Below are 23,318 nucleotides of genomic sequence, written 5' to 3' on the forward strand. Positions count from 1 at the left end.
CTCTCTATTTTCAGGCAGGGGAAGCGTTTTGAAGCAGTGGATAAGTATTCTGACCAGCATTATGGCCCTGTGCGGACAGCCTGCCAGCGCAGCACTGGCTATCGGCAGTGATTTTTCCGAATTGCCTCAGCAACAGGCCACCCGGGCCTGGCCGGTAGCTGCCCCGGCGGCGATACCGGACGGATTACGGCCCTGTTGTGCGTTCGGTTACCGTCTGAAAACACAGATTTTCGGTATCCCCGTGCCGTTTTACCGTATCGGAAACATCGCGGGAGCAGGGGCGCTGGGACAGCATACCTATAATGACAGCCGCTTCAATTCCTTACTGGCGATCAGCGGATTGGGGGCGGAAAATAATGGCATTATCTTTACCCGGCGCGGCGGATTTATTGATACGGCCCATATCCGCGACAGTGCCGACATGACCTTCTATCTGTTTACCCGCCTGTATCCGACGCTGGGGAAAGCCTTTACGCTCTCACCGGGCGGGGAAGAGCTGGCCCGGCGTAAAATAGTGTTTAAAGCATTTACGCCTCCGGCCGATCGGGCACAGGCGTATTCGCTGGCAGTCTGGCTGGCGGCCCGGATAGCGTTTGATCTTGCGGCCTGGCATGAAATTGCGCAGTGGTATGGCTTTGAGTCAGTCCCGGGCTTTCCTGAAGGGATCTCGGCCTTTTCACCGGAGGATCTTTATTCCAACCTCGTCGGGGCACGACTGGCCGCGTCAGTGCTGCTTGACGGTCATGGATACAGCCGGACAGGCTTTAATCTGGCGATGACGACCGTGTTACCGGATGCGCTGGCACAGCTGGGCGGAGTACCTGCCGCACAAACCCGCCTTCAGTTTGATCGGTTGGACCAACGCTGGTGGGACAGTACAAAAGCGGTACCGCAAAAATTTCTGTTGTTAAAACGTAACTATCAGACAGGGAGTGATCGCGTCCCGACACCGATCCCGGGGGAGCCTCAGGCCGTTTTACGGCTTGCGCTGCCGGCCAGTGTTGCCGGAGAGACGCTGGATACCCTGGCAGAACTGCAGCTCTGGCCGGGGAAAAGGATGGGGAACCTGCCGAAACCTGTCCGCTATTATACCCGCAGGGATTTCCCCGCGTTGGCCTCGTTTGCCAGGTTGAACGACCAGCAGCAGTTACGTCAGGCGGCAGGCCCGGAGTCATGATTGTCCAGCCGGCAGTGCAGGGGGATCCTGTACTGCCGGTAACGTCAGAGTTGCAGGATCACTTAATCAGACGGGCTTTACAGTTCTTACCCTTAATTTTGACCTGTTGCAGTTGCTTCAGTGCTTTCGCTGCAGAAGCTTTACGGATGGCCACATAAGCGTGGATAGGAAACATATCAATTTTACCGACATCGGCCGCCGTCAGCCCGGCGTCGCCGGTCAGTGCTCCGAGAATATCCCCCGGACGAATTTTTGCCTTACGGCCACCGTCAATACAGAGAGTCATCATTTCGGCATCCAGCGGGACGGCAGAGCGTGGCAGATCTGCGGCGGATAACCATTTTGGTTTCAGGCCGATATAGTCTTCCAGCGCATTGGCCCGCTGAATTTCGGCGGGTGCGACAAAGCTTATGGCCAGGCCCTGCTGTCCGGCACGGGCCGTCCGGCCGATACGGTGCACATGCACTTCCGGGTCAAAAGAGAGCTCATAGTTAACGACCATCTCCAGTTCCCGGATATCCAGCCCGCGGGCGGCGACGTCTGTGGCGACCAGTACCCGGCAGCTATGGTTGGCAAAGCGCACCAGCACCTGGTCACGCTCACGTTGTTCCAGGTCACCGTGCAGTGCCAGCACACTGATTTGCTGAGCAGACAGTTCGTCACAGACTTCCTGACAATCACGTTTGGTATTACAGAACACCACACAGGAAGCCGGCTGATGCTTGCTCAGCAGCGAGCGTAACAGAGATAATTTTCCGCCGCGTGACGTTTCATAAAACTGCTGCTCGATATCCGGCAATGCAGAAACATCCCCGGTCGAGATCGCTATCGGGTCGTGCTGAATACGTGCGCTGATCCGCTCAATATTTTGCGGGTAGGTCGCAGAAAACAGCAGGGTCTGCCGCGTTTTTGGCAGGTGAGAAACAACGTCATCAATGGCATCGGCAAAGCCCATATCCAGCATACGATCAGCTTCATCCAGGACCAGCACTTTGGCGTTTTCAAGACGCAAACTGTTTTTGCGTAGATGTTCCTGAATCCGTCCCGGCGTACCTACGACAATGTGGGGCGCATGCGCCAGAGAAGCCAGTTGTGGCCCCATCGGCTGGCCACCGCAAAGAGTCAGAATTTTTATATTCGCAGTAAACCGTGCCAGCCGGCGCAATTCTTTACTGACCTGGTCTGCCAGTTCACGGGTCGGGCAAAGCACCAGTGACTGTGTTGTAAAGTGAGAGACATCAATCTGTTGCAGTAAACCGATACCGAACGCTGCCGTTTTTCCGCTGCCGGTTTTAGCCTGCACACGGACATCGCGGCCCTGCAGGATGACAGGCAGGGCTTCGGCCTGCACCGGCGTCATGGAGGTGTACCCCAGTTCGGTCAGATTATCCAGCTGCGCAGCGGGCAGCGTCAGGGAAGCAAAAGATTGGGTCACAGGCTTTACTCTACTCAGGCATTAAACAGGGGGGCTCAGCGTCTGTCATCGCAGGATCAGCGCTGACAGACGGGCACAAAGAGAGGCTATTGTATCAGAGATACTCCCGTTCGGCAGGAGAATATCATTGACCAGCCGCAGCCAGTCTTTCGCTGAACCGCTGAAGCACGTCCGGGCAAGGCTTGCCGTCGCGATCACGGTTCAGTCAATGATCACTCCGGCGCCGTACCCAGAAGTTCGCTCTCTGCCGGCAGACGGCAATGGATGGCCTGAGGCAGGATCTCCATTCTGAAATGGGTACCGCTCAGTGGCTCTCCGTCCAGATTAAACGTCATTGATTGATGCGCGGTAATTTCCAGTGTCCGGCTACGGGCGCGGAGAATATTGGGGTTATCATCTTCCCGTGTCAGCGTATGCATCAGGGTAGGTAACCATTCGGCAGCGGTAATAATACTGATGTCCATCAGGCCATCATTAATCAGTGCTGCCGGACATAAACGCTGACCTCCGCCAGCCTGACGGCCATTACCAATCCCGATCACCAGAGCATCCCCTTGCCAGTTGAACTCCTCACTGCGGATCTCACAACTGTCGGCCTTCAGGCTGTCGACACGTGACAGGCCATGCAGCAGATAAGATACGCCTCCGAGAGCAGCCTTCAGCCGTGCCGGGGTTTCTGTAGTAATACGGGTTCCGAAACCGCCGGTCGCCATATTGATAAAGTAACGCTTATTATTGACGCGGATGATATCGACCGCAGTGACCGGGCCGTTAACAGCGATGCGCAATGCCTCTGCAGGAGGGAGTGGTATGCCCGCGCTGGTGGCAAAATCATTGGCCGTGCCCAGCGGTAATATGCCAAGGATCGGGCGCTCTGCAGAGGGCAGTCGGGCCAGACCGCTGACAATTTCGTTAATAGTGCCATCACCCCCCCCGGCAATCACGGTATGAACAGATAATTCCCGGGCTTCCTGCAGGTAACGTGCGGCATCCCCTGGCTCCCAGGTGACGCGGACTGCAATAGTGTAGCCTTCGGAACGAAGGTCCTGTATCGCCTGCCGGAGAACATCGTTACCGGCGCTTTTTCCGTTAAGGATCGCCAATACATTGTACGTATTTGCCATCAGTACTTCCTGCTGTTCAAACTAAGATGGGGGAAGGTATAGCATAAAACGGCGTAACATCGCACGGTGAGAAAGGCTGAAAAAGAACACCCGCCAGGGGGGCCGGGCGGGTGAATAAGATGTTGTCTGAGGTTATCAGAGCATCAATACTCTTCGTTATAATGGAGCCATACTAGCGGATAGCCTGCCCCTTCGTTGTGATCGGATTCTCAAACGCGCGCAGTTATACTTTTTCAGTCCCCATAGGGGCCTGAGTGGTGGCGCCCGTCGGTAAATTACGCAGCAGCAGGGCGAAATCCAGTTCGAGCTCCTCCGGGACTTCCAGCCAGACTTTATGGCCGTCGCCCGGGGCGACCTCGACCGGCTGGCCTTTACCGTTTTGCAGGGCCTGTAGCGTAAACGTCAGGTTGCCTGCCGGGGTCATGATTTCTAACGAGTCGTTCAGTAAAAACTTATTTTTAACCGCCACTTCCGCCAGATTTCCCCGGCGCTGACCGGTAAAGTCGCCGACAAACTGCTGGCGATCAGAGGCAGAATACCCCTGCTGATAGTTCTGATAGCTGTCATGGGTATGACGGCGCAGGAAGCCTTCGGTATAACCGCGATGGGCCAGCCCCTCAAGGGTGTTTAACAGATCGGGGTCAAAGGGTTTACCTGCCGCGGCATCATCGATGGCCCGGCGATAGACCTGAGCGGTTCTTGCGCAGTAGTAGAAAGACTTGGTCCGGCCCTCGATTTTCAGTGAGTGCACACCGGCCTGACTCAGTCGCTCTACGTGTGCGACTGCCCGCAGGTCTTTGGAGTTCATGATATACGTACCATGCTCGTCTTCAAACGCACTCATGGGCTCTTCAGGGCGCATTTTTTCACTCAGCAGAAAAACTTTATCGGTGGCAGGGCCTTGTCCGAGTGTCGGTTCGAGGGTGGTCACCGGGATCGGGTCGTATTTTTCTACGATATTCCCGTTCTGGTCTTCTTTCCCTTCCTCGACTTTATAATCCCAGCGGCAGGCATTGGTACAGGTACCCTGATTCGGGTCTCGTTTATTCAGATATCCGGACAGCAGGCAGCGTCCGGAATAGGCCATGCACAGGGCACCATGGACAAAAACCTCAATTTCCATCTCCGGCACCTGCTGACGGATCTCTTCTATCTCTTCCAGAGAAAGTTCGCGCGACAGAATAACGCGGGTCAGCCCCATCTGTTTCCAGAACTTCACGGTGGCCCAGTTGACGGCATTCGCCTGCACGGAAAGATGAACAGGCATCTGCGGGAAGGCTTCTCTGACCAGCATAATCAGCCCCGGATCCGACATAATTAATGCATCCGGTTGCATATCAATGACCGGCTGCAGGTCACGGATAAAAGTCTTCAGCTTGGCATTATGGGGGGCAATGTTGACCACCACGTAAAATTTCTTCCCGAGCTGATGGGCTTCGTTGATCCCCTGTTGCAGGTTTTCATGGCTGAATTCATTGTTACGTACCCGTAAGCTATAGCGTGGCTGGCCGGCGTATACGGCATCTGCACCGTAAGCGAAGGCATAACGCATATTCTTCAGGGTACCTGCGGGGGACAGAAGTTCTGGCTTAAACATGGTCACTCTCATTTCTGATGTCAGGTCAGTGCACTCGGCGAGCGCATCAGGGCTCAGCAAGACAACCCTACAAAAAGAAGGGGATTGTAGTGAGGGAATATCGGGTTGTAAATCTTTCTGTATGAACGGCCGTCTGGCCGTCATCTCAGAGCAGGCGGCTGCGCTGACCTTCCCAGCGGTAACCCAGGCCGTAGACCGCACGGATAAACGTCTGTTCCTGATCCTGTGTTTCCAGTTTACGACGGAGATTTTTTATGTGACTGTCGATGGTCCGGTCGGCCACCACCCGGTAATCGTCATAGAGCAGATCAAGCAGTTGTTCACGGGTGAACACCTTCCCCGGTTCCTGTGACAGAGCCGTCAGTAACCGGAATTCAGCCGGTGTCAGCTCGACAGGTTGACCGTCCCAGCGGGCACGAAATCGCCCTTTATCAATTTCCAGTCGGGCAGAGACCTCGACGGACTCTTCAGCGACGCGCAGACAGCGACGCAGGATAATCTTCACTCTGGCGACCACTTCCCTCGGGCTGAAAGGTTTACAGACATAATCATCCGCACCGATTTCCAGCCCCAGTAAACGGTCTATTTCTTCGCTGCGGGCGGTCAGCATAATCACAGGCAGATCCGAGAACTGGCGAAGTTCGCGACAGACCGACAGTCCGTCTTTGCCCGGCAGCATCAAATCCAGGATCAACAGGTCCGGCGGCGTGGCTTTTACCTGCGGGATCACGTCATCGCCGCGGCTGACGACATGGGTACGGTAACCGGCGGCCTGTAAATAATCGACCAGCAGCATGGCCAGTTTTGGCTCATCCTCAACAATCATCACCCGTGGAGAAAGGGTAGGTTCTGTCATATGTTTTGCTCACCTGTCATCAATGGCAACCTGACGAGGATAGTAACACCTCCGGCCCCGGAATGCTGGCAGTCAATGGTGCCCTGATGTGCGTCTGTGATGGCCCGGCAGATAGCCAGTCCCAGACCGGACCCTCCGCTTGCGCGGTTACGGGAGTCTTCAGCCCGGTAAAACCGGTCAAAAATATGTTGCTGCTGTTCATCACTGATGCCGGGCGCACTATCACTGAAAGATAACTGAAGGTCGTCCTGCCGTTGTTGCAGAGTGACCACCAGGCTGCCGCCGGAACGGGTATAACGCAGGCTGTTCTCCAACAGGTTATGGCATAACTGACTCAGCCTGCCGATGTCACCGACGCAGGGGGCGGTGGGCGGTAACTGAAAGTGCAGCGACAGGCCGGCATCGCGGAATCGCTGTACATAGGTGGCGCAGACACTTTCTGTCAGCTCGCTCAGGCACAGGGGCTGCATCTGATAACGTAGCGCCCCTGCATCAGAAAGTGCCAGTTGATGCAGGTCATCGACCAGTTTTTTCAGGGTCATCACTTCACTTTGTAACGAGGTGACGGCGGCCGGAGTCAGGTGGCGAACCCCGTCCTGGATAGCTTCAAGTTCCCCCTGCAGGATGGCCAGCGGCGTGCGTAGCTCATGGGAGATGTCCGCCATAAACGCCCGGCGATTGGTTTCATTTTTTTCCAGTGACTCAGCCAGTTGATTAAAATCGCGGGCCAGTTGGCCCAGTTCATCATCGCTGGTCACCCTGACCCGGGTTGCCAGTTGACCTGCCGCCAGCTGGTGGGTACCGCTAACCAGCCGTTTCACCGGGGCCAGCAGTCCGCGCGAAAGGCGCCAGGTCACGATGGCGGCCAGCAACGTTGTCAGAGCCGCGATGAGCCAGCTGGCCCGTTTTTGCTGATGGTCAAAGTTGATATCCGTGCTGCGTGTCAGTTGCTCCGGGGGAGAACCAATGACCCAACCGGCTACTCGTCCCTCCGGGGTGGTGATCGGGTGTTCAACCCGCTGAACCGGCAGTTTTTTTCGTGGTCCGATCAGCACATGGTATTGACTATCCACAATCCAGAATGGGGTACGCCAGCCAGGCGAGGGGAAGTTATCCCGCGGCTGACTTTGTTCCAGCGAGTGCAGCAGGGTGTAAATGATCCGGTTATTCTTCTGCAGAAAAGTCCAGTTCCCGTGCTGCTGATATTGCTCGGCCAGGGCATCGCTTAACAGGTTCAGGCGTTGTTCATTACTCTCACGGATATAATCGACAAACCCGTGCTCGAAGCTCATACGCATCGCCCAGTGCATGACTACCAGTACCAGCAGACAGCTACCGAAAATAGTCATAAACAGCTTCGCCCGGATGTTCACCCGCCAGTGCAGTTTCATGATTTCCGATGCCCTTTGTTTAACAGCGTATTACGGCTGAGGTCTTCAGGGACGAACCAGAAGACTATGATCGGTAGCCAGAGGAATAATCCGATCAGCAGCCAGGCCATGCTGAATGTCTGACGCAGGGCGGCAGTATCGGCGAGGGCCGCATGCCCTGAGCTTGCCAGCAGTAACCCTGCCAGGGTGACGCCGGTACTCATAGATAACTGCATCACCATCGAAAGCAAACTGTTTCCTGAAGAGGCCAGAGTGTCCGGTAGCTCTTTCAGGGTCAGGGTATTCATGGTCGTAAAACGGACCGAGTTGACGCCACCGAGCAGGAACATGACCAACGGTAATCCTTCAATCCGGTCCAGCCGTAACAAGAGCGGGAACAGCATGACCACCAGTCCCAGTAACAGTGTGGAACTGATCAGCGCACGACGATAACCGACGGTATTGACCAGCCTGACCACCACACGCTTAATCAGCATACTGCCCGCGACCATCGGTATCATCATCAGCCCGGCATGAAACGGGCTGAGACCGAGCGCCAGTTGCAGGAAAAGCGGGATCATAAACGGTAACATGCCACTGCCGGTACGGGCGACCATACTGCCGATTAACCCGATGCGGTACACCGGATTCTTAAATAAATCGAGGCTGAACAGCGCATTATCCCGGTTGAAGGCGTACACAGGGTAAAGCACCAGACAACCTATCCCCGCACTGAGCAGGACGGATAACCAGAGCGTGCGGTCTCCTGTCCATTCGCGGCTTTCCAGTGCCAGTGTCAGCGAAGCCATCGCAATGGCCAGCAGCAGAAACCCCCGGAAATCAAAGCGTCGCCCGGGTAAGCGGTAGTTTGGCAGCAGGCGGAGAGTCGCCCAGGCGCCGATGATCCCGACCGGGATATTGATCAAAAAAATCCAGTGCCAGCTGGTGTATTCCACCAGCAGGCCGCCAAGGGTAGGGCCGGCCAGCGGACCGACCTGGCCCGGTAAGGTCACGAAAGCCATCGCCGCCATATATTGGGCCCGCGGCACAATTTTCATTACCGTCAGCCTGCCGACCGGTACCATCATGGCCCCGCCCATGCCCTGCAGCACCCGCGCCATCACCAGCTGATCCAGCGTGGAGGAGAGGGCACAGCAGACCGAACCCAGCGTGAACAGTACGATAGCACTGCAGAAAATATTTCGTACCCCCAGACGATCCGCAAGCCAGCCGCTTAACGGCAGCATCACTGCGACCGTTAATACATAGGAAACAATCACCATATGCATATTCAGCGGGCTGCTATGCAGGGCCTTTGCCATGGAAGGCAGCGCCGTGTTCACAATCGTGGTATCCAGCGATTGCATAAAAAAGCCGATGGCGACGATCCACAACTGCCAGCGCACAGAGGGCGGGGTCGGTGCAGAGGCATTACCGGGTTCTGAGTGCATCACGGTTCTCCTGTGACAGGCCTGCGGCCTTTACTGAGTTTATCCATGAACAGAAATACCACCGGGGTCGTGTACAGCGTCAGTAACTGACTGATAATTAATCCGCCGGCGATGGCTATTCCTAAAGGTTGCCGTAATTCTGCGCCATCTCCGGAGGTAAATACCAGCGGAAGTGCACCAAAAAGTGCCGCCAGGGTAGTCATCAGTATCGGGCGGAAACGCAGCAGACAGGCCTGATAGATAGCCTCGCGTGCAGAGAGCCTGCCTTCCCGCTCTGCGGCCAGCGCAAAATCAATCAGCATAATGGCATTCTTTTTCACTATGCCTATCAGTAGCAGGATACCTAACATCGCAATCAGGCTGAAGGGGGTGCCGGACAGGCGTAAGGCCAGCAAGGCACCCACCCCGGCCGGGGGGAGGGTCGAGAGAATGGTCACCGGATGAATATAGCTTTCATACAGCATGCCGGTCACGATATAGACCGTGGCAATCGCCCCGATAATCAGCCATAGCTGGCTGGACTGGCTGTCACGGAACAGTTTTGCATCACCGGCAAACTCGCCGCGAATGGAGGCCGGAACCCCCAGACGAACCATCGTCTGGTCAATGGCCGAGGAAGCCTGCGACAGCGCGACACCGTCGGGCAGGTTAAACGAAAGTGTGGCAGCGGCAGACAGTCCCTGGTGGTTAACCGCGGTCGGTGTATTGCCTGGCGCCCAGTGTGCAATACGTGATAACGGTATCGACTGACCCTGATCATTGATCAGGTACATCTGGTCGAGGGCAGAGGCATTCTGCAGATACCGGGGATCCACCTCCAGGACCACTTTGTACTGATTCATCGGCCGGTAAATAGTGGAGATTTCCCGCTGGCCAAAGGCATCATTCAGTAAGGCATTCGCCTGTGCCACGTTAATCCCCAGTCTGGCCATACTGGCCCGGTCATACACCAGTTGCAGTTCACCCCCGTGGTCTTCCTGGTCTGAACTCACATCGGTCAGTTGCGGCAGATGCCGGAATGCCTCAAGTATTTTAGGGGACCACTGGCGGAGTGCCTGCAGATCATCCGACAGCAATGTGTACTGATAACTGGCGTTCGACGAGCGGCCGCCGGTATGAATATCCTGAACCGGATTCAGGTATAAGCGTGCGCCTGGCTCATTCGCCAGTGCATTTCGCAGCCTGTCGATCACCTGTCGGGCACTGACCTTTCGTTCTGCCAACGGTTTGAGCGAAATATAGAGCGAACCGCTATTGGTACGCATACCCCCGGTAAAACCGGTGACATTATCGACGGCGGGATCCGCACTGACAATGCGCATAAAATCGGCCAGTTTATCGCGCATGGCCTGGAAAGAAATACTCTGGTCAGCCTGGATATTGCCGGAGATACGGCCGGTATCCTGTTCAGGTAAAAACGTCTTCGGAAGGGTGATAAATAATCCGACCGTCAGCGCGACCGTGGCCAGTAATACGCAGAGGGTTGTTTTCGGATGGCGCAGTACGCGGCGTAATGAGCGGGCATAACCGGTCTGAATGCCGTCCATGCCTTTCTGAAACCAGGAACGGCGCCGCGGGGTGTCTGCCGGCGTCAGCTTCAGCAATCTGGCACACATCATCGGGGTCAGGGTCAGGGAAATCACCAAAGAAATCAGGATCGCGACCGACAGGGTAATGGCAAATTCATTGAAAAACCGGCCAATCAGTCCGCCCAGGAACATCAGTGGTAAAAATACCGCGACCAGCGACAGACTCATCGCCAGTACGGTGAACCCGACTTCGCGGATCCCGCGCAGAGCGGCGGCAAAAGGCTTCATGCCGGCTTCCACGTGACGGGCAATATTCTCCAGCACGACAATAGCATCGTCCACCACAAAGCCTGTGGCGATGGTCAGGGCCATCAGTGACAGATTATTCAGGCTGAAACCACAAAGATACATGGCAGAGAAACTGCCAATCAGGGAGACAGGCACCACGATCGCCGGGATCAATGTCGCTCTGGCCGATCCCAGAAACAGGAAGACCACCAGGATCACCAGGGCAATCGCGATAATCAGTGACTGTTCCACTTCATTAAGTGAGGCCCGGATAGTCGGTGAGCGGTCCTGGGCGATACTGAGCTGGATAGCCGCAGGAATTTCCTGGCGCAGTACCGGCAGTCTTTCACGGATACGGTCCACCGTTGAGATAACGTTGGCGTCAGCGGTTTTACGGATCATCATCAGGATCGCCGGTTTTCCGTCGCTCAGACCAATATTACGTATGTCCTGGACATCATTTGTCACGGTCGCAATATCGCCCAGCCGCACGGCGGCCCCGTTATTGTAGTGAACAATGACCGAACGGTAATGGCTGGCATCATCCAGCACATCATTTGTCGCCAGCTGCCAGCGTTGTTCCCCGTCATCAATAGCCCCGAGCGGCAGGCGCTGGTTTGCTGCGCTGAGCTGGCTGCGGATCTTATCCAGCGAAATGCCCTGACTGAATAATTGCTGCGGGTTAACATCGACACGCACGGCAGGGAGGGATCCGCCGCCGATGGTGACATCGCCGACGCCGTCTATCTGGGAAATCGTTTGTGCCAGACGGGTGGTGGCATAATCGTATAGCTGGCCCCGGGAATAGGTATCTGAGGTCAGTGTCAGGATCATAACCGGTGCATCGGACGGGTTGGCTTTACGGTAGGTCGGGCGTGACGACATACCGCTTGGCAACAGACTTTGGGCAGCATTCAGTGCGGCCTGGACATCGCGGGCAGCGCCGTTAATATCCCGGTTAAGATCAAAAATCAGGATAATACGGGTCGTCCCCAGCGTACTGGTGGAGGTCATTTCGCTGATACCGGAAATCCGGCCCAGAGAGCGCTCCAGTGGCGTGGCCACGGAGGCCGCCATCGTCTCTGCCGAGGCCCCTGACATACTGGCCGAGACCACTACGGCAGGAAAATCCACCTGCGGTAAGGCCGCGACCGGCAGTAAACGAAAGCCAAGGACACCCGCCAGCACGATCGCCAGCGAAAACAGCAGGGTGGCGACCGGGCGGTGAATAAACAGGTCCAGCGCCTTCACAATGACAGATCCTGTGCTGAGCCGATGTTCTGTTTACGTCTCAGTTTTTTCGACAGGCTGTCAAACAGCAGGTAGATCACCGGGGTGGTAAACAGTGTCAGCACCTGACTGACAATCAGGCCACCGACCATTGAGATCCCCAGAGGCCTGCGTAACTCTGCGCCGACACCGGTACTCAGCATCAGAGGGAGCGCCCCGAGCAGAGCTGCCATGGTCGTCATCAGAATAGGGCGGAAACGTAGCAGGCAGGCCCGGAAGATGGCTTCCTCCGGCGACATACCCTCATTCCGCTCGGCAGATAAGGCGAAGTCAATCATCATAATGGCATTTTTCTTCACAATACCGATCAGCAGAATAATACCGATAATGGCAATAATATCGAGTTCATGCCCTGAAATCTGTAAGGCCAGCAATGCACCCACGCCGGCACCCGGCAGGGTCGACAGAATGGTGACCGGATGGATAAAGCTTTCATACAGGATCCCCAGCACGATATACATGGCGATGATGGCGGCTATCACCAGCCAGACGGTACTGCTGAGGGCTGCCCGGAAGGCGAGGGCACTGCCTTCGAAGCGGGTCATCATATCTGCAGGTAAATTCAGCGACTGTTCAATGTGCGTAATCGCATCCACGGCGTCTCCCAGTGAATGACCCTCAGCAATATCAAACGATATTGTCGCCGAAGGGAACTGATCCAGATGGTTAACGGTCAGCAGCGTGTGGCGCTGTTCAATACTGGCAATGGAGGTCAGCGGAAGGGTGCCGCCTTCACTGGTGGTCAGGCGGATATTCTGCAGAGCACTGAGTCCCCCGCTGGCTGGCATAGGCTGGCCCAGCACCACGCGGTACTGGTTGGACTGAGTATAAATGGTCGAGATCAGCCGTTGTCCGAAAGCATCGTACAGTGCGTTGTCGATATCTGACATAGAAATACCCAGCCGGCTGGCGGTATCCCTGTCGACACGAATATAGGCCTCATTCCCCTGGTCCTGCCAGTCACTGCTGACACTCCGTAATTGCGGTGCCTGTTGTAACCGTGAAACCAGCCGCGGGATCCATAAAGCCAGCTCTGATTGTGACGGTGACTGCAGAGTGAACTGATAAGGCGTCCGGCTGGCGGATGTATCAATGGTCAGGTCCTGTACTGCCTGCATCCATAGCTGAATGCCGGGCAGCTGACTCACCGCGTGCTGTAAACGGTTCTCTATGGCAGGGATCCGGTCGCTACGCTGAGAGAGCGGTTTCAGGGTGATCTGTAAGCGTGCGGTATTCAGCGCGGTATTCGTCCCGTCGACACCGACAAACGAGGTAACATTCGACACATCCGGGTCTTTCTGAATGATGGCGGCTACCTGACGTGTACGATCGGCCATTCCCTGCCAGGAGACGGACTGAGGCCCCTGCAGAGTTGCCTGAATCAGGCCATTGTCCTGGGCCGGGAAGAAGCCTTTCGGGATCCCCATCCACAGCAGAACCGTCAGTATCAGGGTGCCGACAGCTACCCCCAGCGTCAGCCAGCGGTGACGCAATACCCGCGTCAGCAGACGCCCGTAACCGGCCACTGTCCGTTCAAACAGGGCCTCACAGGCCAGAGAAAAACGATTTTGCTGGTGATGGGTTCCCCCTTTCAGCATCCTGGCACACATCATCGGAGTCAGGGTAAGTGAGACCAGGGCCGAGATTAAAATGGAAACGGCCAGAGTCACTGCAAATTCACGGAACAGGCGGCCGACCACATCCCCCATAAATAACAGCGGGATCAGCACCGCTATCAGTGAAATGGTCAGTGAAATGATTGTGAAGCCGATTTCTGAAGCCCCTTTCAGGGCGGCCTGTAGCGGAGAGAGGCCATTTTCGATATGGCGTGATATGTTTTCGATCACGACAATCGCGTCATCCACCACAAAACCTGTCGCAATAGTGAGTGCCATTAGCGTCAGATTGTTCACCGAAAAGCCCAGCATATAAATGACGGCAAAAGTGCCGATCAGCGACAATGGCACAGCCACGGCAGGGATAATGGTGGCAGGAATATTCCTCAGGAAAAGGTAGATAATCATCACCACCAGGGCGATCGCCAGCATCAGTTCAGACTGAGTATCACTGACGGAGGCGCGGATATTCTGCGTACGATCACTGACCAGCTGAAGCTTCACTGAGGCCGGCAGGCTGCTTTGCAGAGAGGGGAGCAGGGCACGAATATTGTCAGCGGTGGCTATAATATTCGCCCCGGGCTGGCGCAATACATTCATCACTATCGCGCCCTGACCATTATTCCAGGCACCAAGCCACTGATTTTCAGCCCCTTGCGTGACGGTGGCAACATCGCCCAGACGGACAGGGGCATTATTCCGGTAACTGATAATCAGCTGCCGATAGTCTTCGGCATTTTTCAACTGGTCGTTCGCGGAGAGCGTTAGTGAACGTTCCGGACCATCAAGGCTGCCTTTGGGAGTATTCACATTGGCAGCACCGATAGCGGTACGGATATCTTCACTGGTTAATCCCAGTGCAGCGAGTGCCGGGGCATTCAGACTGATGCGGATAGCCGGTCGTTGCCCCCCGGCCAGAGTCACCATACCGACGCCAGTAACCTGGGAGATCTTTTGGGCAATACGGGTTTCTACCAGGTCTTCAACCTGCGTCAGTGGCAGACTTTGGGTGGTCACGGCCAGAGTCATAATCGGCGGGTCCGCCGGGTTGACCTTGTTATACACCGGCGGATCAGGTAAGTCATCAGGCAGGTAATTCATCGAGGCGTTAATGGCAGCCTGAACTTCCTGTTCAGCAATATCCAGCGGCAGGGAGAGCTGAAATTGCAGGGTGATCACGGAGGCGCCGGCGGAACTGGCGGACGCCATCTGTTTCAGCCCGGACATCTGCCCGAGCTGACGTTCCAGCGGGGCGGTAACCGACGTTGTCATCACTTCTGCACTGGCTCCGGGATAGCCTGTGACCACCTGGATGGTCGGGTAATCCACTTCCGGCAGGGCGGACACCGGTAAAAAGCGATAACCCATGATACCTGCCAGCACAATGGCTACCATCAACAGGGTTGTGGCGACAGGGCGCAGGATAAAACGACGTGAAGGCCCTCCGCCCGGGAGCCCGGAGTAGGTATTCATCAGGTGGCGTCCCCGGTGTTTTCTGCCGTTGCCGGGGTGACGATGTTGACGGCGGTGCCTTCATTCAGACGATCGAGGCCATCAGTCACTACGCGGTCCCCCGCCTGTAAACCACTATCGATTACCTGTAACGCGCCCTGCTGCGGTCCCGTGGTCACGGAGGCTCTGCGCACTTTATTTTGCGGCCCGACCACCCAGACAAAGTAACCTTTGGTATTCATCTGTAATGCCGCGACAGGGATGACTAACGCATTCTTCAGGGTGTTGACCCGCAGGCGGATATTGACAAACTGGTTCGGGAACAGCTGATTATTCTGATTGGTAAACCGGGCTTTTAGTTTCAGGGTACCGGTACTGCTGTCTATCTGGTTGTCCAGACTCAGCAGGGAGCCTTCCGCCAGCAGGCGGGTATCGGTACGGTCACGGGCCTCTGCGGGCAGTGGCTGCCCCTGTTTTTGTGCCTGAACAATGCGGTCAATATCGCCTTCCTGAACCGTGAAAATCACATCTGCCGGGTGGGTCTGTGTGATCACGACGATGCCATTGGTATCCCCGGCGGTAATGTAGTTACCGGCATCCACCTGTTTCAGACCGACAATGCCACTAATAGGCGCGGTGATTTGGCTGTACGTCAGGTTCAGGCGGGCACTCTCAACGGATGCCTGATCACTTTTGACGGTTCCCTCGGTTTCGCTGACCAGTGCCTGCTGATTATCCAGTTCCTGGCGCGCGACCAGTCCTGTCGCCGACAGTTTCTGGTAACGTCGCAGGTCGGCACGGGCATTAGCCAGCGTCGCCTGGTCTTTCGCCAGCTGGCCTTCGGCCTGTAACAGAGCAACACGAAAAGGACGGGGGTCAATCTCAGCCAGTAATTGCCCGGCAGTGACCGGCTGACCTTCATGAAAATGCAGAGACATCAGTTGCCCGTCGACACGGCTGCGGACGGTGACGGTTGAAGAGGCTGTCACGGTGCCGAGAGCGGAAATATATTGCGGGACGGTCATCACCTTAACTTCAGCCACCTGAACCGGCGGGGTGGAAGAAGCCGTACGTCGGGCAGGAGAGGCGGCCTTAGCGCTCTCCGTCTGCCAGAAATACATACCGGCCAGTACGGCAATGATCACAACACAAAAAATAAGAAAGAGACGAGTGACTCGAAGTTTTGCTTTCATGCTTAATTATGCTCTCCCGCATCATTAAATCAGGCAATATCCGCACGTTGGCCTGTCAGTATAACGATAAATCAGCAGGGAAAGTTGAAGGAAATAAGGAAATGCATCGCAGAAAGGAATAAAAGCGCTTCACGGTGCCGGGAGGAACCGGCACCGGACAAGTATTAACTGAACAAGGTTTTCGCCCAGCGGGTCAGACCGAGTGTCACCGAGCCGAAGTCATCGCCGCTGGCCAACGGGATGCCCGGCAGAACGCGGCTGATGGCCTCACGTAATAACGGAGAGCGGGCACTGCCCCCGGTCAGATAGATGACGTCCGGCCGGGTGGATGATTCGGCCATCACGCCGGAAATCTGCCGGATCATCTTCTCCAGCGGTTGTGCAATGGCGTCTTCCATTTGTTGCACTTCCAGTGCGGCAGTCAGCCCTGCATCGATATAGTCCAGTGGAACTGTGGTTTCCGGGGTTTTGGACAGGCGGATTTTACTCTCCTCCGCACTGCGGACCAGCTGATAACTCTGCTTATTTTTCCAGACATTCAGCAGGCGGGTGACTAAATCCGCATGCTCAGCATCTTTCACCATCTGGCGGAGTAACTGACCGCACTCGCCGGAGTAGAACTGACTTTGTGCATTGACATCATTGATGGCCACCGCATTCCACCAGGGGAGTGCCGGCAGGGCCGTGCCTTTACGGGCACTGCCCCCCAGCCCCAGTAATGGCATCAGCGTTTTAAAGGCCAGCATGATATCCAGATCATTTCCGCCGACACGACAACCGCTGTGGCCGAGCAGGCTATCCACACGGTCGGCTTTATGCTGCCACGCAGGCCCCATCAGTAACAGAGAACAGTCGGTCGTACCTCCGCCGATATCCACCACCAGCACCCGGGTTTCACGGGTGAGTGTGGATTCAAATTCCAGCCCTGCCGCCACCGGTTCATACTGAAATTCTATTTCACGGAAACCGGCACGTTGCGCGGCGCGTAACAGGATATTTTGTGCCTGAGCGTTGGCTTCACTGCCGCCGTTGCCCTGGAAGTTGACCGGGCGGCCAATGACCGTATGGGTGATGGCTTGTTCGGTTTGCTGTTCTGCCTGCTGACGGATATGCAGCATCATGGCACAGACCAGATCTTCAAAGAAGGCAACCTGCTGAGCCTTCAGACCCGGGGCACCGAGAAAGGACTTAGGCGACTTGACGAACCAGACATCTTCCGGGTCCGCAATATAGTTTTCCAGCGCCTGTAGCCCGAAACTGACGCCCTGCGGGGTGACCGGAATATCTTCTTCCCGGTTAAGACGCAAAGAATACTGCAACAGGGCTTTATTTTCCGGGAGCGGGAAATCAACATTGTGGCAGCGATAGAGCCATTCACTGGGGACAGTTCGCAGCGGCGCAGAGATCATCGAAGGGAGCAGCGCAGAGGAATTTTCGAGCAACAGTTGCCGGAAATTCCCGTTATCTTCTGTCGCTACTGAACAGTTAGCTGTACCGTAATCAAAACCAATAAACATGTCTGCGCCCCCGGAGAGTCAAAAAAAGGGGGCGACTTTACCCTGTTATCGTGATGCCGTAAATGGCGGACCACTAATTGGCATGACCGGCATGCAGCAGTTGGGCACGGGTATAGGGTTTTTCGATACCGGCCAGGCGTGCGGACAGGACAGACAGGAACTGCTGTGTGGCGGCAGGCTGACCGGTGAAGATGATCACCGCGGGCAGGGCCGCAAAGGCTGCCAGTTGCAACAGGCTGACTTTATTAAGCCGCGTATGACGCTGTATCAACAGGTATCCGGTACTCAGGATAGCCCCCAGCACCGCACCGCTTATCACCTCGCTGGGTGAATGCGCATGGAGTTGCAGGCGGGAATAGCCGACCGCCAGGGGTAACAGATAGCCGAACGTGATCAGTGTCCGTCGCAGCCAGGGCTGGCGGCCTCCGGAGATCATCCACATCAGTACCGGCCAGAGCACGGAGGACATCGTGGTATGTCCGCTGAACCCCGTAAAATTCAATGACTGACTGCCGAGGAAAAATCCCAGAAACATGACTTTCGAAATACTGACCAGCCCCCCGGCAATCCCGAAACTCAGTAGCCAGCCGAAGGCGGTTTGCCAGCGCTGACTTTTCCAGAATAAAAAGAGTGCAAGCAGCAGGGCGGTAGGCAGTAACAGCATACTATCGCCAAAATAGGTCAGATTCTTCCAGTACATGGTTTTCCGGTCAACAGGGCAACGGGCGGATAAAGGATCCGGCAGAGAAATGCGCCAGTATAAAGCTGGCGGAGCAGTATACATAACTTTCTCTGAAGCGCCTATGGGCAGATGCCTGAAGATAAACCACGCTTTTCTCTGGCATCAACGGGATGAAATCCCTATAATCGCCGCCGTAAACCCTCTCATTCTGCCAGTATCCCCGGTCGTTAACCGGAAATGATACCGGCTTCAGTTTCAGGTCTTTAAAACGTATGACTGACTCGTCCCATCAGTGCGTAATTGTGGGTATTGCCGGCGCTTCTGCTTCAGGCAAAAGTTTGATTGCCAGCACGCTCTATCGTGAAATTCGTGACCAGGTAGGTGACGAACATATTGGTGTTATTCCCGAAGATAGTTATTACCGGGATCAAAGCCATCTCACCATGGAAGAGAGAATTAAAACGAATTATGACCATCCTAATGCGATGGATCATGATTTATTATTGTCGCATTTACAGGCAATTAAAGCAGGTCATGCGATCGATCTCCCGGTTTACAGCTACTCTGAACATACACGGATGAAAGAAACCCGTAAGCTGGAACCTAAGAAGGTGATTATCCTGGAAGGCATTTTGTTGCTGACAGATGCCCGGTTACGCGGCGAACTTAATTTTTCTATTTTCGTTGATACGCCGCTGGATATCTGCCTGATGCGCAGGATGAAACGGGATGTTAATGAACGGGGTCGTTCGATGGATTCCGTGATGACCCAGTATCAGAAAACAGTGCGTCCGATGTTTTTGCAGTTTATTGAACCGTCAAAACAATATGCGGACATTATCGTGCCGCGCGGTGGCAAAAACCGTATCGCTATCGATATTCTTAAAGCGAAGATCAATCAGTTTTTTGAATAAAGAGTTCACCGGGAAGGCTTGCCTTCCCTGTTTTGTCAGTGAAATGGAGTTATCTGCATGAGATTGTGTGACCGTGACATAGAAAGCTGGCTGGATGACGGCCGGCTTGAAATATCACCTCGTCCTCCTGTCGAACGTATTAACGGAGCCACCGTGGATGTGCGTCTGGGCAATCAGTTCCGGACTTTCCGTGGACATACTGCGGCGTTTATCGACCTCAGTGGCCCGAAAGATGAAGTCAGTGCAGCGCTGGACCGCGTGATGAGCGAAGAGATTATTCTGCCTGAGGGCGAAGCCTTTTTCCTGCACCCGGGCGAACTGGCTCTGGCGGTCACGCTGGAATCCGTGACTTTACCGGCGGACCTGGTTGGTTGGCTGGACGGTCGTTCATCACTGGCTCGTCTGGGGTTGATGGTGCATGTGACGGCGCATCGCATCGACCCGGGCTGGAAAGGCCGGATTGTGCTGGAATTCTTCAACTCCGGCAAATTGCCATTAGCGCTGCGGCCCGGTATGTTGATAGGAGCACTAAGCTTTGAACCGTTATCCGGTCCGGCAGAGCGCCCTTACAATCGCCGCCAGGATGCAAAATATCGTGATCAGCAGGGTGCTGTAGCCAGCAGGATTGATAAAGACTAGCGAAATACACCGGGGATGGTATGAGAAGACTGATAACCACACTGGCCATTCTGCTCGTGGTCGTTGTTGCAGGAATGACAGCACTCGTGATGCTGGTCAATCCGAACGATTTTCGTGGCTACATGGTACAGCAGGTGGCAAAACGCAGTGGTTATCAGTTACAGTTATCCGGCAATTTACGCTGGCATGTCTGGCCGCGACTGAGCATTCTCAGTGATCAGGTCACCCTGACGGCCCCGGGGGCCAGTGTTCCGGCCGTCAGTGCCGGCAATATGCGCCTGGATGTCGAATTATTCCCGCTTTTATCTCATCAGCTTAAAGTCAGCCAGGTTCTGCTGAAAAACGCGATCATTCGTGATATCCCTGCGGCCGGAAGTGAACGTCCTCCGGGGGCGCCGGTGGCGCCGGAGGAGGATCCCAATACTGCCCCGCTGACCCGTGGCTGGAGTTTTGATATTGCGCAGCTGAATATCGCTGACAGTCTGTTTATCTGGCAGGATGCTCAGGGTAATCAGATCAACTTCCGTAATCTTAATCTGAGTATCCGCCAGGACCCGGTGAAACAGGGCGAGTTTGAATTAAGTACCCGTGTCTCACGTAATCAACAGAACCTGCTCTTAAATATTCAGGGCCACCTGGATGCCAGCCAGTACCCGCAACAGCTGTCATTACAGGTCAGCCAGGCTGTATATCAGGCCTCTGGCGTTGAACTGCCAGTCGGCGGAATTAACGGTCAGGCGGAATTCAGCGTCAGCTGGCAACCTGCCGCTCAGCATTTCCGGCTCTCCGGGCTGAAGTTGCAGGCCAATAATAGTGATTTCCGCGGTGAGATTGCCGGGCAATTACTGCCAGCCCCTTCATTGCACGCACAACTGACCTCCGTGAATATCGACTTTGATCATCTGCTTGCCTCCGATGGAAATTCCGGAAGTCACACGGTAGTGCGGTCAGTCAGCGCCCCGGTCATCGCCGACCGGGATGATTTACCTCTGCAGGATAGCTGGTTACGCACCGCTGATATGGATATCAGTCTTCGTTCGCAGAATGCCCTCTGGCGGGGATTACAGCTAAAAAATCTGTCACTTCAGGCGACCAGCACCGGCGGCATCACGCGGATGACTCTGCTTGACGGGCAGTTGGGTGAAGGCCATTTTTCATTGCCGGGTCAGGTAGACTGGCGTAGCACGTTACCGCAAGTGAGCCTGCGGCCACAATTGCAGGATATCAGCCTGCAGCCGGTATTATCTCTCCTCCGGCTCCCTCCGGCATTGAGTGGGGACCTGACACTGCAAGGAGAGTTCAGTGGTAACGGCTTTACTCACGAGGATATTCTGACCGGATGGCAGGGGCAGGCCAGTATTCGTGTGACACATCCGAATACCGGTGCATTTAACCTGCAGCAGATGGTCAGTGATGCCGTGGCTGTCAGCAGTGACCGGGTGAAATATCAGCCAGAGCAGACGCCGGTGATGCCTTCCCTCGACGGTAATTTCCGCCTGACTCCGGGGGTATTACGCTTTGCATCCCTGAAAGGTGAGGGGAATGGGGTACAGATAGACGCAGCCGGAGATGTGGATTTTCGTCAGCGCTCTATGGATGTCACCTTTAATTTGCTGATGACAAACTGGAAAGGGGACAGCCGGCTGGTACATCTGCTTTCAGGCCAAATCATTCCGGTACGTTTCTACGGCCCGTGGGATAAGCTGAGTTATTCGTTACCGATCACCCGTGTGCTGAACGGTGATTTCCGGAATGAATTGAAAAGCCGCTTTAATCAGTGGCAGGCGCAGACTCCGGATAAGCACCCGGCTCACCACTAGTCTTTCCTGCCCCCCGGACATTAAAGGCCGGGGGCGTCAGCGTGAGTTCCAGGTACCTTTGCTATCCTAACCGACTTATCGTCCGTGCCGTGGTCTGTGGCAGACCCGGCTATTGGCAGACGGTCCGCTTTTCATCCTTGCTGACATACCGGTGAGTATCGGCAGTTATCTGTCCTTATCGGCGTGCTCATTACTATAGTGAGTAAATAAATCCAGCAATAAAATCCGACAGTCAGACAATGATCAGAAAATGACAATATTTTGACCTGATTTAAGACTTATTATCCGAAAAGCTACTATGATAGGCAGCACTTTAGTCCTCTCAGACCTGACTGGCCGCAGGAAAAAAGTGTGACGCAGCCTAAATTCAGAGAATGCTTATGCTGCCTGTCACTGCTTTTCACTCATACTGCCGGGACTGATTTTTTTAAAAACGGAATGTTTATGACCAAATTAAAAGCAGTCATTCCTGTTGCAGGGTTAGGTATGCATTTATTACCGGCAACGAAAGCGATCCCTAAAGAAATGTTGCCGATTGTCGATAAGCCGATGATCCAATACATCATTGATGAGTGTGCGACCGCAGGGATTAAAGAAATCGTTCTTGTCACACATGCCTCAAAGAATGCGGTTGAAAACCACTTTGATACCACCTATGAACTCGAAGCCCTGCTTGAACAGCGGGTTAAACGTCAGTTACTCAGCGAAGTTCAGTCCATATGCCCTCCCGGGGTGACTATTATGAATGTCCGCCAGTCACAGCCTTTGGGGCTGGGACATGCGGTGCTCAGTGCCAGACCGATGATTGGTGACAACCCTTTTGTCGTAGTGCTGCCGGATATTGTGCTGGATGAATCGAGTGCCGATCACTTACGTTATAATCTGGCCGCCATGATCAACCGGTTTGAAGAGACCGGTCGTAGCCAGGTGCTGAGTAAGCACATGCCTGAGGAAGATCTGAGCGAATATTCGATTATTACTACGCGTGAGCCGCTGGAAAACCCGGGCGATACCAGCCGCATTGAAATGTTCGTCGAGAAACCTGAAAAAGAGGCGCTGCCGGATTCTGATCTTGCGGCGGTAGGCCGTTATGTATTGTCTGCAGATATCTGGAAAGAACTCGAAAATACCGAAGCAGGTGCCTGGGGAAGAATACAGCTAACGGATGCCATCGCCAGCCTCAATAAAAAACATCCGGTGGATACTATGTTGCTGACCGGTATTGATTATAATTGTGGTCGTAAACTCGGCTATATGCAGGCTTTTGTCAGCTATGGCCTGCGAAATCCGTCTCAGGGACAGGAGTTTCGTGAGACTCTTAGGGAAATCATTGCGAAATAATGACGGATAAAATTTTAAGATACGGAG

General features: G+C 54.8%; 16 protein-coding genes. 5 read left to right on the plus strand and 11 right to left on the minus strand.

Going from position 1 to position 23,318, the window contains the following annotated elements; translation table 11 throughout:
- Nucleotides 1-61 precede the first annotated feature (61 nt).
- Nucleotides 62-1,177 carry a DUF4056 domain-containing protein gene (locus tag GTPT_RS08670; RefSeq protein ID WP_029990586.1) on the plus strand — a complete coding sequence of 372 codons (1,116 nt, stop codon included), beginning with the start codon at nt 62-64 and terminating at the stop codon, nt 1,175-1,177.
- A gap of 58 nt (nt 1,178-1,235) precedes the next feature.
- Here the strand turns inward: GTPT_RS08670 and dbpA are convergent, their stop codons facing one another.
- The 11 genes from dbpA to GTPT_RS08725 all read right to left on the minus strand — a co-directional run bounded on the left by dbpA (nt 1,236) and on the right by GTPT_RS08725 (nt 18,595).
- The gene (gene dbpA, locus GTPT_RS08675) at nt 1,236-2,612 is read right to left on the minus strand and encodes an ATP-dependent RNA helicase DbpA (protein ID WP_025903404.1); all 1,377 of its coding nucleotides are present in this window, start codon (nt 2,610-2,612) and stop codon (nt 1,236-1,238) included.
- A gap of 212 nt (nt 2,613-2,824) precedes the next feature.
- Entirely contained in the window at nt 2,825-3,736 is a 912-nt protein-coding gene (gene yegS, locus GTPT_RS08680; protein ID WP_025903405.1) for a lipid kinase YegS, read from the minus strand.
- Nucleotides 3,737-3,959: 223 nt separating this feature from the next.
- The gene (gene trhP, locus GTPT_RS08685; protein WP_025903406.1) at nt 3,960-5,333 is read right to left on the minus strand and encodes a prephenate-dependent tRNA uridine(34) hydroxylase TrhP; all 1,374 of its coding nucleotides are present in this window, start codon (nt 5,331-5,333) and stop codon (nt 3,960-3,962) included.
- A 145-nt stretch (nt 5,334-5,478) separates the two neighbouring features.
- On the minus strand, nt 5,479-6,189 hold the full coding sequence (gene baeR / locus GTPT_RS08690; RefSeq protein WP_025903407.1) for an envelope stress response regulator BaeR: 711 nt from the start codon (nt 6,187-6,189) through the stop codon (nt 5,479-5,481).
- On the minus strand, nt 6,186-7,580 hold the full coding sequence (baeS, locus tag GTPT_RS08695) for an envelope stress sensor histidine kinase BaeS (RefSeq protein ID WP_029990588.1): 1,395 nt from the start codon (nt 7,578-7,580) through the stop codon (nt 6,186-6,188). Before baeS ends, baeR begins: the two co-directional genes overlap by 4 nt.
- The gene (mdtD, locus tag GTPT_RS08700; RefSeq protein ID WP_051170787.1) at nt 7,577-9,010 is read right to left on the minus strand and encodes a multidrug transporter subunit MdtD; all 1,434 of its coding nucleotides are present in this window, start codon (nt 9,008-9,010) and stop codon (nt 7,577-7,579) included. The genes baeS and mdtD overlap by 4 nt, the downstream gene beginning before the upstream one ends.
- Nucleotides 9,010-12,078 carry a multidrug efflux RND transporter permease subunit MdtC gene (gene mdtC / locus GTPT_RS08705; RefSeq protein ID WP_029990590.1) on the minus strand — a complete coding sequence of 1,023 codons (3,069 nt, stop codon included), beginning with the start codon at nt 12,076-12,078 and terminating at the stop codon, nt 9,010-9,012. The genes mdtD and mdtC overlap by 1 nt, the downstream gene beginning before the upstream one ends.
- Nucleotides 12,075-15,206, minus strand: coding sequence for an MdtB/MuxB family multidrug efflux RND transporter permease subunit (locus tag GTPT_RS08710; RefSeq protein ID WP_029990591.1), 3,132 nt, complete (start codon nt 15,204-15,206; stop codon nt 12,075-12,077). Before GTPT_RS08710 ends, mdtC begins: the two co-directional genes overlap by 4 nt.
- Entirely contained in the window at nt 15,206-16,378 is a 1,173-nt protein-coding gene (locus tag GTPT_RS08715; protein ID WP_025903412.1) for an MdtA/MuxA family multidrug efflux RND transporter periplasmic adaptor subunit, read from the minus strand. Before GTPT_RS08715 ends, GTPT_RS08710 begins: the two co-directional genes overlap by 1 nt.
- Before the next feature lie 164 nt (nt 16,379-16,542).
- Nucleotides 16,543-17,895, minus strand: a complete 1,353-nt coding sequence (yegD, locus tag GTPT_RS08720; RefSeq protein WP_029990592.1) for a molecular chaperone — start codon at nt 17,893-17,895, stop codon at nt 16,543-16,545.
- 73 nt (nt 17,896-17,968) lie between these two features.
- Nucleotides 17,969-18,595, minus strand: a complete 627-nt coding sequence (locus GTPT_RS08725; RefSeq protein ID WP_029990593.1) for a phosphatase PAP2 family protein — start codon at nt 18,593-18,595, stop codon at nt 17,969-17,971.
- A gap of 254 nt (nt 18,596-18,849) precedes the next feature.
- Here GTPT_RS08725 and udk point away from each other — a divergent pair, with 254 nt between their 5' ends.
- From udk to galF, 4 genes are all read left to right on the plus strand, one after another.
- Entirely contained in the window at nt 18,850-19,491 is a 642-nt protein-coding gene (gene udk / locus GTPT_RS08730) for a uridine kinase (protein ID WP_025903415.1), read from the plus strand.
- Between the two features lie 57 nt (nt 19,492-19,548).
- Nucleotides 19,549-20,130, plus strand: coding sequence for a dCTP deaminase (gene dcd / locus GTPT_RS08735; protein WP_025903416.1), 582 nt, complete (start codon nt 19,549-19,551; stop codon nt 20,128-20,130).
- Between the two features lie 20 nt (nt 20,131-20,150).
- Nucleotides 20,151-21,950 (plus strand): outer membrane assembly protein AsmA, encoded by a 1,800-nt coding sequence (gene asmA / locus GTPT_RS08740; protein WP_029990594.1) that lies wholly within the window; start codon nt 20,151-20,153, stop codon nt 21,948-21,950.
- A gap of 444 nt (nt 21,951-22,394) precedes the next feature.
- Nucleotides 22,395-23,291, plus strand: a complete 897-nt coding sequence (gene galF / locus GTPT_RS08745; protein ID WP_025903418.1) for a UTP--glucose-1-phosphate uridylyltransferase GalF — start codon at nt 22,395-22,397, stop codon at nt 23,289-23,291.
- Nucleotides 23,292-23,318 lie beyond the last annotated feature (27 nt).

Origin of the sequence: Tatumella ptyseos ATCC 33301 (assembly GCF_000735525.1) — a bacterium.
GTDB classification, from domain to species: Bacteria; Pseudomonadota; Gammaproteobacteria; order Enterobacterales; family Enterobacteriaceae; genus Tatumella; species Tatumella ptyseos.